This window comes from Streptomyces sp. NPDC001339, from assembly GCF_042895955.1.
Classification (GTDB): domain Bacteria; phylum Actinomycetota; class Actinomycetes; order Streptomycetales; family Streptomycetaceae; genus Streptomyces.
Genome location: NZ_JBIAWT010000021.1, coordinates 20,360 through 33,634, shown reverse-complemented (window position 1 = coordinate 33,634; position 13,275 = coordinate 20,360). Strand labels below are relative to the sequence as shown.

At 69.5% G+C, this 13,275-nt stretch carries 11 protein-coding genes; 8 read left to right on the top strand and 3 right to left on the bottom strand.

The window, feature by feature from the left end; genetic code table 11:
• The first annotated feature begins 45 nt into the window (after window positions 1-45).
• The 8 genes from ACFY12_RS34575 (at window position 46) to ACFY12_RS34540 (ending at window position 10,804) form a co-directional block, all read left to right on the top strand.
• On the top strand, window positions 46-1,152 hold the full coding sequence (locus tag ACFY12_RS34575; RefSeq protein ID WP_390719949.1) for a radical SAM protein: 1,107 nt from the start codon (window positions 46-48) through the stop codon (window positions 1,150-1,152).
• Window positions 1,149-1,844: a tyrosine-protein phosphatase gene (locus ACFY12_RS34570; protein WP_390719948.1), complete on the top strand. Its 696-nt coding sequence runs from the start codon at window positions 1,149-1,151 to the stop codon at window positions 1,842-1,844. Before ACFY12_RS34575 ends, ACFY12_RS34570 begins: the two co-directional genes overlap by 4 nt.
• 226 nt (window positions 1,845-2,070) lie before the next feature.
• Window positions 2,071-3,726: a carbamoyltransferase gene (locus ACFY12_RS34565; RefSeq protein WP_390719947.1), complete on the top strand. Its 1,656-nt coding sequence runs from the start codon at window positions 2,071-2,073 to the stop codon at window positions 3,724-3,726.
• A complete protein-coding gene (locus ACFY12_RS34560) occupies window positions 3,723-4,544 on the top strand; it encodes a class II aldolase/adducin family protein (protein WP_390719946.1) in 822 nt (273 codons plus the stop codon). Before ACFY12_RS34565 ends, ACFY12_RS34560 begins: the two co-directional genes overlap by 4 nt.
• Window positions 4,545-4,606: 62 nt before the next feature.
• Window positions 4,607-5,464: a TauD/TfdA family dioxygenase gene (locus ACFY12_RS34555; RefSeq protein ID WP_390719945.1), complete on the top strand. Its 858-nt coding sequence runs from the start codon at window positions 4,607-4,609 to the stop codon at window positions 5,462-5,464.
• Window positions 5,461-8,034 (top strand): PqqD family peptide modification chaperone, encoded by a 2,574-nt coding sequence (locus ACFY12_RS34550; protein WP_390719944.1) that lies wholly within the window; start codon window positions 5,461-5,463, stop codon window positions 8,032-8,034. The genes ACFY12_RS34555 and ACFY12_RS34550 overlap by 4 nt, the downstream gene beginning before the upstream one ends.
• 53 nt (window positions 8,035-8,087) lie before the next feature.
• A complete protein-coding gene (locus ACFY12_RS34545) occupies window positions 8,088-10,133 on the top strand; it encodes a Gfo/Idh/MocA family oxidoreductase (RefSeq protein WP_390719943.1) in 2,046 nt (681 codons plus the stop codon).
• Window positions 10,130-10,804 carry a hypothetical protein gene (locus ACFY12_RS34540; protein WP_390719942.1) on the top strand — a complete coding sequence of 225 codons (675 nt, stop codon included), beginning with the start codon at window positions 10,130-10,132 and terminating at the stop codon, window positions 10,802-10,804. Before ACFY12_RS34545 ends, ACFY12_RS34540 begins: the two co-directional genes overlap by 4 nt.
• Here the strand turns inward: ACFY12_RS34540 and ACFY12_RS34535 are convergent.
• The 3 genes from ACFY12_RS34535 to ACFY12_RS34525 are packed head-to-tail and all read right to left on the bottom strand — an operon-like array spanning window position 10,792 to window position 13,269.
• Window positions 10,792-11,604 (bottom strand): N5-glutamine methyltransferase family protein, encoded by an 813-nt coding sequence (locus ACFY12_RS34535; protein ID WP_390719941.1) that lies wholly within the window; start codon window positions 11,602-11,604, stop codon window positions 10,792-10,794. The genes ACFY12_RS34540 and ACFY12_RS34535 overlap by 13 nt on opposite strands.
• The gene (locus ACFY12_RS34530) at window positions 11,597-12,331 is read right to left on the bottom strand and encodes an HAD family hydrolase (RefSeq protein ID WP_390719940.1); all 735 of its coding nucleotides are present in this window, start codon (window positions 12,329-12,331) and stop codon (window positions 11,597-11,599) included. The genes ACFY12_RS34535 and ACFY12_RS34530 overlap by 8 nt, the downstream gene beginning before the upstream one ends.
• A 14-nt stretch (window positions 12,332-12,345) precedes the next feature.
• Window positions 12,346-13,269, bottom strand: a complete 924-nt coding sequence (locus tag ACFY12_RS34525) for a radical SAM protein (protein WP_390719939.1) — start codon at window positions 13,267-13,269, stop codon at window positions 12,346-12,348.
• Window positions 13,270-13,275 lie beyond the last annotated feature (6 nt).

Genomic DNA, 13,275 nt, shown 5'->3' with positions numbered 1-13,275 from the left:
CGCGGGACCGGCCGTCATGTCCCCAGCCGACAGGAGGAGACGCGCATGACGCACGTGCCAGTGGAGAAGACCGGCGAGGCGCGGCTGCGCGCGTCGCTGTCGAAGTGGTCGCTCGCGCTGCGGCGTGCGCCGGAGAGCAAACGACCCGACGACCCTCGGTACATCAGCTACGACCGGATACGGCTGCAGGACGGACGGGTGATCGGCCGGAAGAAGGTCATTCTCATGTCAGGTGGCTGCTCGGTGCCCACCTGCACGATGTGTCCCTTCACGAACGAGAACAACTACGGGCTCCAGGCCCGGCCCGAGGCGTTGGTGGACCAGGTCGCCAGGGTGCTCGCGCGTACCCCTGACGAGCCGGACTACGAGGTGCTCGCCCTCTACAACGACGGCTCGTTCTTCGCGCCGCGCGAGATCCCCCGTGATGTGCAGGTCGTCATCGCGCGGCGGGTCGCCGCCGCGGGGGTACGCATGCTCGTGGTCGAGTCGCTGCCGCAGTTCGTCACACTCAAGAGCCTCAGGCCGTTCGTGGCGGCCCTGGGCGACGTGGAGTTGGAGGTCGGGATCGGGCTGCAGTCCTCCGACGACCTGGTCCGCGAGACGCTCGTGAACACACGGGTCTCCCGGGCGGCGTTCGAACGCGCGGTCGTCGCCATGCGGCAGCTCGGAGTGCGGCCGAAGATCTATCTCATGATCAAGCCGCCCCTCCTCACAGAAGCCGAGGCGATCACGGACGTGGTGGAGTCCGTCGACTACGTCCGCGCGCTGGGCATCGAAGGAGTGACACTGTGTCCCACGCGAGTCTCCCGGGACACCGTGGCCTGGCAGTTGTGGAACGCCGGCCACTACCAGCCACCGAACCTGTGGACCGTGGTGGAGGCGGTCCGCCGCGCCCACGAGGCGGCGGCCGTCCGTGTGGCCTGTATCAACCTTCGCGGTACGGACTTCGAGTCCGTCTTCCCCGACAGCTGCCCCGAGTGTGCCGACCGGATTGTCGACGGCTTGGTCCGCTACAGCGAGACGGGCGACCTGTCGGATCTACCGCGCTCGTGTGCCTGCCGCCCGGCGCTGGAGCCGGTGGCGCTGGACCGCCCCGCGATCGTCGACCGCAGCCTGGAGCTTCTCGCTCCCCTGGCGCCGTCGCAGCCGTGACGAACTCCGCCCGGATACTGCTGCCCGGCCTGGTGCCGAACCTTCGCGACGTGGGGGAGCTGACCACCCGGGACGGGGGCCTGCTGCGCTCGCGCAGGCTGCTCCGAACCTCCGCCTTGGCGCAGCTGTCCGCTCCGGCCGTCGAGGCGCTGGCCGGCCTCGTAGGACCGGCGCTCTATGTGGATCTGCGCACGGACGCGGAGATCGCCCAGGACGGTGCGCCGACGGAGCTGATCCGCCAGGGGTGGTCATGGGAGCGCCTGCCCCTGATGGACAAGCTCGTGAGCGACACCGATGCCACGGCAGGGGCGTCCTTGCGCAGATACCGGCGCCATCTCTCCGTCTACCTGGCTACAGCCCGGCGCCTCGTGCCACTGCTGGGCGAACGGACCGTGGTCGTGGGCTGCACCCTGGGGAGGGACCGCACCGGGCTGATGGTGGCTCTGCTCCTGCGATGGCTGAGGGTGAGGCGAGCGGACATCATCGAGGACTTCACCCTCAGCAACCAGTGCCTGCAGGCAGGATGGCACCTTCTTCCGCCGCACTGGACAAGCTCGGCACACGCGAGGGCGCCTGTGCACGGGTGGGTGTGCGCAAGCGTTCTGGAAACGTTGGACGGGCTGGAGCGGGGCCCCGGAGCCGTGCCGACACCCCGGATGCCAGTGGAACACCTCGTCCGTGAGCGCGGCTGATTACCCGCCAGGGGCGTCTTCGCCCGCGCCCGTGACTCCGACGACGAGGATTCTCCGAGCGGCTGCTTTCTGCCATGGGGGAGGAACCCGTTGACACTGCATGACAGCGCTGACTAAATGGTTCTTTACGCTCCGCTGTAATGCGTGCATATCAATTCGCGCAACCACGTCATCCCGGACCTCAGCAGCCCCACCCGCGTGATCGGCTCAGGGATAAAGGTCGGACATGATAGTACTCGGACTGAACGGTTGGACGGAGTCGACGCATGACCCGGCGGCCGCCCTTGTGGTGGATGGAAAAGTCGTCGCATTCGTAGAAGAGGAACGGCTCAATCGCATGAGGCATGCTCGCCTCATGGTCCCGGCCCGCGCCACCGAATGGGTGTTGAAGCAGGCCGGAATCAGCTTGGACGACGTGGACGCCCTCGCATATGGCTGGGATCTGCCGGCTTTCTACCGCGGGCGCGGTCTGGGCTGGCCGTTCTCCGACGCGGATTTCATCCGCCGCGTCACCGGACAGGAGCCCCGCCGCTTTCCCCGGCTCCATTGGATCCGGCACCACGAAGCGCACGCGGCATCCGTCTACTTCTGGACGGGGCTGGAATCCGCCGCCGTTCTCGTCGCGGACGGGCGCGGTGAGGACAGCTCCATCACCGTGTATCACGGGCAGCGAAGAACCCTCGAACCGATACGGTCGTGGCCGGTCGCCGACTCGCTGGGCATTCTCTATGCCGAGGCTTCGGCGCACTGCGGATTCGGCACCCTCGACGGCGGCAAGACCATGGGCCTGGCCTCGTACGGCAGCCCGGGGGACCCCCTCATGACGTGGCAGGACGGGGAGATCGTCAGGCCCGTGCCCTGCCGAGAGCTCGCGCGCGACGTCCACCGTGAGTGGCGGGCGTACTTCGCCGACCGCTTCGGACCGGGGGTGCGCGAACCGGCGAGGTTCGACGCGGTGCGGTCGCGGCGAACCACCCGGGACGTCCCCGCATCCAGGCTCAAGCCCCACGTGGCGGCTGCCGCTCAGGCCACCGCCGAGCACCTGATGGAATCCCTCGCCCGATTCGCTGTCGAGGCCACGGGGGAGAGCTCCTTGTGCGTCGCGGGAGGCGTCGGCCTCAACTGCGTCGCCAACGGGCGCCTGGTCGACGCGGGCCATGACGTGCACCTCCTTCCCGCCTCCGACGACGCCGGAGTGGCACTCGGCGCCGCGTTCACGGTCGCCGCGGAGCACGGGGAGCCCATCGGGCACGACGGCAGCGCCGATCTCGGCCCGGGCTACAGCGCGGCGCAGGTGGCCGACTACCTCGACTTCGTGGGACTGGACGCGCGGGAGGTGGCCGACCCCGCTGAGGCCGCGCTGGCCAGGCTCCTGCAAGGACAGGTCATCGGCTGGTTCCAAGGGCGTTCCGAGGTCGGTCCGAGGGCACTCGGCCACCGGAGCATCCTCAGCCTGCCGGCCGAGCGCGGGCAGCACGACCGGGTCAACGCCCTCAAAGGCCGTGAGCACTGGCGGCCCTTCGCCCCCTCACTGCTGTCCGAGGAGAGCCCCCACCTCTTCGGCCGACAGCTGGTATCGCCGTACATGCTGACGAGCTTCACCATGACCGACACCGCGATCGCCGAATTCCCCGCCGTCGCGCATGTGGACGGGACCGCGCGGCCGCAGACCGTCTCACCGGGGCAAGGCCCCTTCGGCCGGCTCCTGCACCGGGTCAAGGAGGAACGAGGCCATGGAGTGCTGCTGAACACCTCCTTCAACGGGCCCGGCGAGCCCGTTGTCTGCACCCCCGAGGACGCGGTCCGGTCCTTTCACAGCATGCCGCTGGACGCGCTCGTCATCGAGAACTTCCTGCTGACAAAGGCAGGGCGGCCCCGATGACCGACCTTCGCCGCCGGCCGGTCGGTGCCGCACCGATGTCGTCCTTCGTCGCCTCACTCCGCCCGCGGCCCAGGCCCGACCTGCCCGTCAAGCCCGACGGTCTGACGTGGGAGCAGGAACGCCGCTGGCGACAGGAGCGGCTTGCCGGAGCTCTGCGGATCTTCGCCCGGCTGGGCTACGAGGAGCATCTGACCGGGCATATCAGCGTGCGTGACCCGGAACTGCCCGATCACCTCTGGCTGAACCCACTCGGCCGGGCCTTCGGGCGGATCCGCGTCTCCGACCTGATCCTGGTGGCACCGCGAGGACAGGTGGTGCATGGCGACGGAAGGGCCAGCCTCACGGCCCACACGATCCACCGTCACATTCTCGCGGACCGTCCGGCCACCATGGCCGTCGCTCATGCCCACTCCGTGTACGGCAAGGCCCTCGCCGTCACCGGGGAACCACTGCACCCCATCACCCAGGATTCGTGCATGTTCTACGAGGACAACGTGGTCGTACCGTTCGAGGGAATCGCCCGCGGTCCGGAGGAAGGCGCCCGGATCGCCCGTTGCCTCGGGAGCCACCGGGTGGCCGTGCTCGCCAACCACGGTCTGCTGACCACCGGCGGCAGCGTCGAGGAAGCGGCCGCGCTGTACGTCGTCGCCGAGCGGGCAGCGAAGACACAGATTCTGGCGGCCGCGGCCGGCCCACTGACCCTGATCGACCCGGAACTCGCGAGAGCCAACCACGATCAGGCGCGAGGGGACGGATCGACCCTGTTCCTCAATCTCTGGGAAGAGATCGTCAACGACCAGCCGGACCTGCTGCTGTGACCTCGCCGTCCGCGGCGGAGAGCAGGCGGCCGGATGTCACCGTCAGGAAGGGGAGCACGCTCATGACCTGGCCCCCGCGCGTATCCATGCCCGCAGCCACCGCCGCCGCGTTCAGCGACTCCTCCGCCGCCTGGCGCCTGTCCGACCTGGAACGCGTCGACATTCAGCGCGAGGCATGGGCGCACTCCTGCGACCGCGCGCCTGGTCTGGCGGCTGTCATGGCGGACGCGGCCGAGGCCGTCCACGACCATGGCGCGGTCGTCGTGGAGGGCGTCCCCCCAAGGGACAACACGCTCGTCCTGGCCGGCCACCCCCTGGGCACCGCGGACCCCGAGTACAACGGGCCGGCGCCGGGGACCCTGGTCCACGACCTGGTGGCCGGCGGCGGCCGAGGCCTGCCCGATCCCCTGCACACGGACGCATCCTTCCTGGCGCGTCCCCAGGCGTACATAGCGATGATCTGTGTCCGTCCCAGTCCCGCCGGCGACGGCCGTACGCTGCTTGCTCGCGCCGTCGATGTGGCGGACATCCTCGCGGACCGGGGTGGGCACCTGCGCCTGCTGGCCGACCCCTGTTTCCCGTTCGCGGTACCGCCCATGCCCGACCCCCGCCCGGACGACCCCGTCGTGCGGCTCGGCAGCGTTCTGGTGACGGATTCCGGGGACGCGCGGGCGCGCTACCGGCCCACTCGGGTCGCCCCAGGGCTGCGCCTGGCCCCCGACGCCGTCGACGACGAGCATCTCGCGGCCCTGCGTTCCTTCGAGAACGCCCTCGAACAGGAGCGCATCGACCGTTCCGTTCTGCTGCGGTCCGGAGAGCTTCTGCTGTTGGACAACCGGCGGGTGCTGCACGGTCGGTCCCCGGTGGGCCCGGCCGGCCACACCCGGCACCTCAAGCGTGTGAAGCTGGCCGCGGCATGAGGGACAGCCGGCCCTCGTGCGACGACCGTCTCCCCGGCACCGCGGCCGCCCCGGGCTGGTGGATGACGCCGGTCGCGGTGCTGCGCCAAGCCGGCTACCCCATGGAGCTCCTGGACCCACTGGTCGATCACGACATCGCCGACGCGGCGACGGGACTGCTCGACCTCGAGTCAGATGTCGCGCGGCTGGCGCGTCCGTTGTGCGAGCACCTCGCCCGATCCAGGGTGGCGGGGCGCCACGCGGCGCGCCGTCGGGTGCGGGGGCTGCGCCGGCTTTCCCGTGGAGACCTCCTGCTCTTCGAGCGGGCCGGACCGGAGGCGCTCTCGGCAGCGCACGCCTACGAGCAGGCGGTGGGCCGTCTCGCGCTGCGCCGGACGGCGTTCCGCCGCCGCTTCGACGACCGGATGCGCGCCGCCCGCCACGCGGTCGTCGAGACATTCGCCGACGAGAGCCTCAGAGAGGTTCTCCTGCTGTCGAACGGCGCCCACTACCAGACCTTCACGCGCAGGCTCGACGCCTTTCCGGACGAACTGAGGCACCATGAGCGCCGTCTGACCGACACCCTGACGCTGTATCTCCAGCGGGTGACCACCAAGAACGAGAGCTATGCGCACTTCGGCCCGCTCAGTGTGGGACGCGTGGACGCACAGCCCGCGGTTCGCTGGCGGAAGGGCCCGTTGGAGCGCCGGACGTCCTTCGCCTATTGGGCCGCTGAGGAACTGGCCGCGGCCATGGCCTCCCGGACCGAACTACGGCTGCGTCTGCGGCCCCACCGTCATCCGTGGGCCTCGCTGGTGGAGAACAGGATCCGCGTGCTCATCGACCCTCGCGACCACGGCCGAGCGGTCTCCGAGCCGGCCGCTTGGCTGTGGGCGCAGTGTGACGGCAGCCGCACCGTGGCAGAACTGCGGGAAGCGTGGGCCGAAAGGTACGGAGCCGACACCGGAGCCGACACCGGAAGTGCGGCGGAACCCTACGAGAGCACGCTGGCTCAGCTCGTGGACTCCGGCTTCCTGCTGACCGGCTTCGAGATCCCCTACGGCGACCCCCATCCCCTCAGACTCCTGCTCCGGCGGCTCGACGAGTGGCCGGCCGATCGCGGCCACAAGGCGCAGCGCACCGAAATCGCCTCGCTCGAAGCGGATTGCGCCCGTTTCGCGGACGAGCCGCCGGGCGGACGGCCGCGCCTGCTGTCCGACATCAAGAACCGATTCGAGGCCCTGACCGGTGTACCGGCCGATCGGGCGCCGGGCCAGTTCTACGCGGACCGGACGGTGCTGCGCGAGTACGCCCACGGTGAGGTGCGTGATCTGCGGATCGGGTGTGATCTGGCCGACTTCATCACCGGCGAACTGTCCATGGCGTACGAGATCGGGCTCGCCGGCCCACGTGCCCGCATGAGGCTGGAGACCGACCTCTTCGTCGACTGGCTGACCGGCCGCTTCGGTGCCGAGGTACCCGTGCCGCTGAAGAGTATGTACGCCGCCTTCCGTCAGGACTCCACCGGCCTGTCCGCGGCCTGCGCCGCGGTGGACTCCCGGGTCGCCCAGCTCGAATCATGGATCCACGAGCAGCTGATGGAGGGAAGCGAGCCGGGGTGCCGGGAGGTGGTGATCGGCCGGGAGCGGATGAGTTCGGTCCTGCGCTGCCTTCCTGACGGCCCGGCAGCCGTCCTCAACCCCGACATCCAGTTCGCCGCCTCCGGACCGGAGGCGCTCAACGCCGGGGACTTCCTCGCGGTCATAGGTGACTTCCACGCCTTGCGTGAGCTGCTGACCAAGACCACGTTCGCCTCCCTCATCGAGGAAGCCGCACCGGAGGTCACCGCACAGACATACGCGGGCTACCTGGGGCTGTTGGAGGACGACGAGATCCTGGTGGACCAGTCGCGCGACGCCAAACTCGTCCGGCTGCCCTTTCCCTGTCACGACCTGGACGTGGTGGGCCGCCCCGGCGCACACCTGACGCGGGGCCGGGTGCTTCACCCCGACGGACTGTACGTCCTGGTACGCGACGGGCGCCCGGAGCTGCGCTCCCGGACTCTCCCGCAGCGGCTCCGGCTGACCGCCCCTCCGATCAGCACCTACAGCCTCGCGCACGACCCACTGGCGCTGTTCTCGTTCCCTCGCCGCTACGGAGGCCCGATGATGCCGCTCCTCCGCGCCCACGAGCCTCGCATGCGATGCGGACGGGTCGTACTGCGTCGCGAGTCGTGGTTGGTGTCGGCCGACCGGCTACGGGAGCAGTGGCCCGGCGGCGGGCCGGCGCCGGCCGGGCAAGCGGCCGAGTACGTGACGGCCCAGCGGATCCGACGTGAGCTCGGCATGCCGCGACATGTCTTCGTCGTCATTCCCGGTGAGCCGAAGCCGATCTACGTCGACTGGGAGGCGCCGCTGCTCGTGCGACAGGTCTTCCGCCTCGCCCAACAGGCGGGTGGGGAGCTGAGGTTCTCGGAGATGCTACCGGGCCCGGACCACCGGTGGCTGGTGATCGACGGCAGGCGCTACACGAGTGAACTGCGCTGTGCGCTCTTCTCTCCCGCGCCGGGGGTCTCCGGAGAGGCCCGCTGACCTGATCCCGTCGGCCATCCGCCCCACCGCCACCGTGAAGGGAGAACACGCCCGTGCGAGTCATTCGCTGGCCGCGCCCAGGGGCGGTCGAGGTACTGGAAGCCGAGGCCGATCAGCCGGCCCCCGGACCGGATGAGGTGGCCGTCGATGTGAGGGTCAGCGTGATGAGTCCCGGCACCGAACGCGCGCGGTTCCTCGGTCTGCCGACCGCCCAGGTCACGTACCCCCATGTGGCCGGCTACCTGGCCGCGGGGACGGTCAGGGGCGACGCCCCGGGAATGACCGCCGGCACGCGGGTCGCGGTACGCGGTGCCCGGCACAAGAGCATCGCGGTCGCCGCCGTCGCGTCGGTGCGTCCGATCCCTGACGGTGTCGCCTTCGCGGACGCGGCGCTGTGGAAGCTGGCGCTCACCGCGATGCACGGCCTGGCGCAGGGTGGCCACCGGAGCGACGAACCCCTGACCGTGGTCGGGGCCGGACTGCTCGGGGCGACAACCCGTCGGCTCGCCGCCGCTCGTGGCTGCGCCGGCCGCGTGGCGGTGGCCGCGACGCGGGAGAAGGAGTGGACCACCACGGCGGAGAAGGGCACGAGGTTCGTCGTCGCCGGGCACGCCACGGCATCGGTGCCGCGGGCTCCGCTCGTCGTCGACGCCACGGGCACGGCAGAGGGACTGAGGACCGCGATGGCCATGGCGGCCGACGGGGGGCGGGTGGTGCTCCTCGGCTCACCGCGTGTGGAGCTCGCCTCGTTCCCCTTCGCCGAGGTCTATGACCGCGGCCTGCGGGTGACCGGTGCCCACATCGACACCCTCCACACCGGAGCGGAACCCGCGCTCACCGAGGAGTTCTTCACCATGCTGGCCGAGGGCCGCTTCAGCGCGCACGACCTCCTGACACCGTGGGCGGTGGAAGACGCTCCGCTGGCCTACCGGCGGCTGGCGGAGGACCGGTCCTTCGTGGGAGCCGCCTTCCACTGGCAGGGCTCGCCCGCCCGGCGTGAGCCGCCGCCGAGGGCGGTCGCCGCCCCCCGTCGAACCGGCGCGGACCCGGTGCGGTTCGCGCTTCTCGGCTGCGGTGAGGTCGGCGTCCGGGACGCCGAAGCCACTGTCGCCGCGGCCGGGGCACGGCTCACCGTCTGCTGTGACCCGGTCGCGAAGCTGGCGGAGGACGTCTCGCACCGCTGGGGCTGCGCGGCCGTGCCCACCGCTGACGAGGCGCTCGGGCATCCCGATGTCGACGCTGTCCTCATCGCCACCCCGCACCACACACACGAGGCGCTGGCGGTGGCGGCGTTGCGGGCCGGCAAACACGTCCTGCTGGAGAAGCCGCTGTCCGTGGACCTGGCATCGGCACAGCGCATCGCCGAGGCCGCCGAGCGTGCCCGCACCGTGACGGGCGTGCTCTTCCAACTGCGCTGGGACGAAAGGCTCCGGCGGGCGCGTGCCGCCATCGACGAGGGGCGCCTCGGTGCCCCTCTGGGCGCCCACACCGCGTACTTGGTGGACAAGCCGCCCTCCTACTTCCACGGAGGCTACAGCCATCGCTCGCCATCCTCGTGGCGGATGTCGAAGACCCTGGCGGGCGGCGGATTCCTCCTCATGAATCTCATCCACCACATCGACGCGGTCCGGTCGCTCCTGGGTACCGAAGCCGATCGCGTGTACGCGGAGACCGTCCTGTCGCGGATGGCTCCCGAACTCGATGACTCCGTCACCGTGGTGGTGCGCTTCGGTGGAGCCATCGCCACATTCGTCGGCGGTGCCAGCGTAGTGGGCGGCGGAGGCCAGAGCCTGATGTTGTGGGGAGAGGCCGGGCAGGTGCGGATCCTGCCGGAGCTGTCGGTATCGTCCCTGAGTCCCCCTGTCGCCGGCCGGGCGTCGGCGCGCCACCGCCCGATGCCTGATGAGGCACCGACGCGCCACAGCGCCCGCACCCGTACCGTCGGCGCCTTCGCCACGGCGGTGCGTGACGGCGTGCCGCCGGAGAGCACCGTGGGCGACGCGCTGGCAGCCCAGGCGATCGTCGAGGCGGCGTACGAGTCGGCACGCCGCGGTCGTGCCGTCCGCCCCGCCTCGCTGATGACCGGACGGCCGGCATGAGTACCCGACTGCTGCTCCGCTGCCCGCCCGGCACCGCCTTCTCCGGTCCGGCGGATGTGCCGCCGGACCACGTCTGTTTCGCGGACTGGGGAGCCGGGGAGTGCGTTCGCTGGGCTCGCGGCTACCCGTCCCGCGCCGGCGACCGGACGGCGGTGGAGAGACGAGCGGCCGAGGAATGGGCGCAGACCGCGCAAGCGGCAGCGGACGAAGCCCGAACGCTGGCCGGCGCGGGGTCCATCATGGTGTGGGGCGACGGGACGCTGGCCATGCTGATCCGCATGGCACTGCGGGGCAGCACCGCCCCGCACACCCGCTCCCCAGCGGTCGTCGTGGACACCACGGGTAGCGCGGACGCGCTCGCCCAGGCGCTACGGCTGGTCATCCGCGAGGGAAGTGTGCTGCTGGCGGCGCCCCCGCTGCAGCCGGATGCCGTCGTCCGCACCTACGAGGACCTCCATCGCCGCAGTCTCACCGTGAAAGTCGTCCCGTGGGCGGAGCCGCCCTCGCGAGCGCCCTGGCACCTCGTCGACTGGGCACTGGACCACCTCGCCCGTGCGACACCGGAGTCACCCCCGATCCCGGCGCCGTGGCACCGCGTCGGTGCCGGAGGGATCGCCATACCCGTATCGGCGTCCGACGCACCACATACGACACGGCCTCAGGGCGCCTGACCGACCGTGAAACGGGCGTATCCGCTCGTCGCGCCGACTGCGCGAGGACGCCGCAGAAGGGCATGGACGGCTTCGGTCTGCGATGGCGCGTGCTTCAACGCGACCATGACGCCCGGTGGAACCCCGCGCAGGAAGTCACGGATGACGTCGAGGCCGCCGCGACCGCCCAGTTGCGCGACAGCCGGCTGGTAGTCGCCCTCGGGGGCATGGGGGACCACGGGGTTGTGCGGATCCTGGTACGGCAGATTGGCGACGACGAGGTCGTACGTGCCTCGGGGGAGGCCCGATGCGACAGCGAACCGCACATCGAGGTGGAGACGTACGGCATTCTCACGGGCCACGCCGATCGCGTCGGGCGAGATGTCCGACCCGGTCACGATCACATCGGGGCGTTCGGCCTTGATCGCCAATGCGATGGCGCCGCAGCCGGTTCCCACGTCGTGGATCCGTGCTCCCTCGGGCAAGGCGAGCGCTGCCTCTACCAGAGTCCCGCTTTCCTCCCTCGGCACAATCGCCCTGTGGTCGATGTAGAGGCTGAGGTGCCGAAACTGACAGCGTCGAACGATGTACTCCACTGGTTCACGTGCCGCGCGACGGTCGAACCAGCCGGTGAGCAGGTCCACGACCGTAGGAGCGAGACTGCGGCGACCGTACTCCGGACCCTCGTCACGAGTGAGCCGCAAGGCCGCCGCGATGAGCCGTTCGGCATCGGAGTGGGGGTCGGGGCATCCCGCCGCCGTGAGTACGCCGATCGCCCGACGTAGTTCGTCATGGACGGTCGTGGGGATGTTCTCACTCATGGCCAAGCTCCGGTTGGGGTGCTTCTCCGCCGGTGAGCACGCTGGTGACATGCCGTGTGACGGTGAGGTCGGATACGACCACATGTGCTCCGGCGGCTCGGAGCTCATCCTCCGTGAACTCTCCGGTGGCCACGGCCATGACGCGAACCCCCTGGGCCAGGCCGGCCGTTACGTCGTGCGGCGTGTCACCGACGAGAACAGCTGATGCGGGGGGACAGGCAGCACGGCGAAGGGCGAGCGCCACGAGTGCGGAGCGGTTATCGTGCTCGTCTCCGTATGCTCCGGAAACGAGATCCAGATAGGGGGCCAATCCGAGTGCCGCGAGTTTGACCTCGGCCGTTCCGCGGATGTTGCCGGTGACCACGGTCTGCCTGATGCCCTTCACCTTGTGCACGGCCTCCAGAGCGGCAGCGGCACCGGGGAGTGCGCGACTGCGGTTCCGCAGTATGTCGCGGTGGCGGCGGTGGCATTCGGCCAGGGCTTTGGCGAAGACCTCAAAGTCCTCGTGCGTGGTGGCCAGCCCGTGGAGTTTCGCTGTCTCACGAAAAATCACGCGTTCGGTGAGGCCGTCCACCCGAACGTGCCGCTTCATGTCCATACCAGTGGCCTTGCGGAAAGCATCAGCGGACAGTTCTCGACCGTAGCCTCGGGTGTCGAGTAGTGTGCGGTCGATGTCCCACAGAACGAGTCGTGTTGTCACTCCGACCTCTTCGATGCTGAGCCTCAACCCTGTCGGATGACTTACGACTTGGTCCAGGCGTCGGGAATCGGGCCGTCCTCCAGCCTGACCTTTCCGTGGCTCTCCTCGTTGATATCGCCCTCGAGCTCAGTCAGCAGCCGCCGGTCCAGGAGCGCTTCGGTGGGTTCTTTCGCGAGCTCAGCCCACTGCCGTCGTGGCACCTGCTCATGCGCGAACCTGCGACCGACGCTCCCCAGGCACCACCGGCACGCCGCAGGGCCCATCGCAGAGTCGATGTGGCGGCGCAGATCATCGGCGAAGTCGTCGTCGCGAATCTCCAGGCCGTCCCCCGAATCCTCGGGCTTCGCGTGCCGCAACCTATGGATGAAGTAGCTCTGGGGACAGCGGTAGAAATACCCCTCGTGCACGGTATGACAGCGCCATACGTGAGCGATCTGGCACGTATGGAAGATGCGGTCGATGAGATTTCCGTCCTCGGTTCCCAGTTCCGAATACGACTCGCGAAATACCGGACTGAGTCGCACGGAGAGGTTGGTGTTGTGGTCCCGGGCGCGACGACGGAAGTCTTCCAGTCGATCATTGGGGATCACATTGCTCGGATACACCGATATCTCAATTTCATCCACCATGGACCATACCTCGTCCTTGGCGGAGTGAAGAAGCGATCCATTGGTGCAGAGCACGACCCTTTGTGCGATGGAAGATTCACGGATGGCGTGAATGATCTCCGTCAGCTGAGAGTGGAGCAGTGGTTCTCCGCCGAGAATCTTGACGAATTCGCAATGGTAGCACCTGGCCATCCTGGACAGGTCGTGGAAGACGCGCTCAGGGTCGGCGAACCATGGTGGCATGATCGGCGACAGATGACTGCATGACCGGCAGCGGAGGTTGCAGTGCAGAACAGCGTTGACCTCGCAGCCCCGGGGGTTGTATATCCTGCGGTCACTGAGTCCAGTTGTGGCCATGACTTA

Coding starts and splice junctions, on each gene's coding strand:
- ACFY12_RS34575 (WP_390719949.1), top strand. CDS start 46: ATGACGCACGTGCCAGTGGAGAAGACCGGCGAGGCGCGGCTGCGCGCG.
- ACFY12_RS34565 (WP_390719947.1), top strand. CDS start 2,071: ATGATAGTACTCGGACTGAACGGTTGGACGGAGTCGACGCATGACCCG.
- ACFY12_RS34560 (WP_390719946.1), top strand. CDS start 3,723: ATGACCGACCTTCGCCGCCGGCCGGTCGGTGCCGCACCGATGTCGTCC.
- ACFY12_RS34555 (WP_390719945.1), top strand. CDS start 4,607: ATGACCTGGCCCCCGCGCGTATCCATGCCCGCAGCCACCGCCGCCGCG.
- ACFY12_RS34550 (WP_390719944.1), top strand. CDS start 5,461: ATGAGGGACAGCCGGCCCTCGTGCGACGACCGTCTCCCCGGCACCGCG.
- ACFY12_RS34540 (WP_390719942.1), top strand. CDS start 10,130: ATGAGTACCCGACTGCTGCTCCGCTGCCCGCCCGGCACCGCCTTCTCC.
- ACFY12_RS34535 (WP_390719941.1), bottom strand. CDS start 11,604: ATGAGTGAGAACATCCCCACGACCGTCCATGACGAACTACGTCGGGCG.
- ACFY12_RS34525 (WP_390719939.1), bottom strand. CDS start 13,269: ATGGCCACAACTGGACTCAGTGACCGCAGGATATACAACCCCCGGGGC.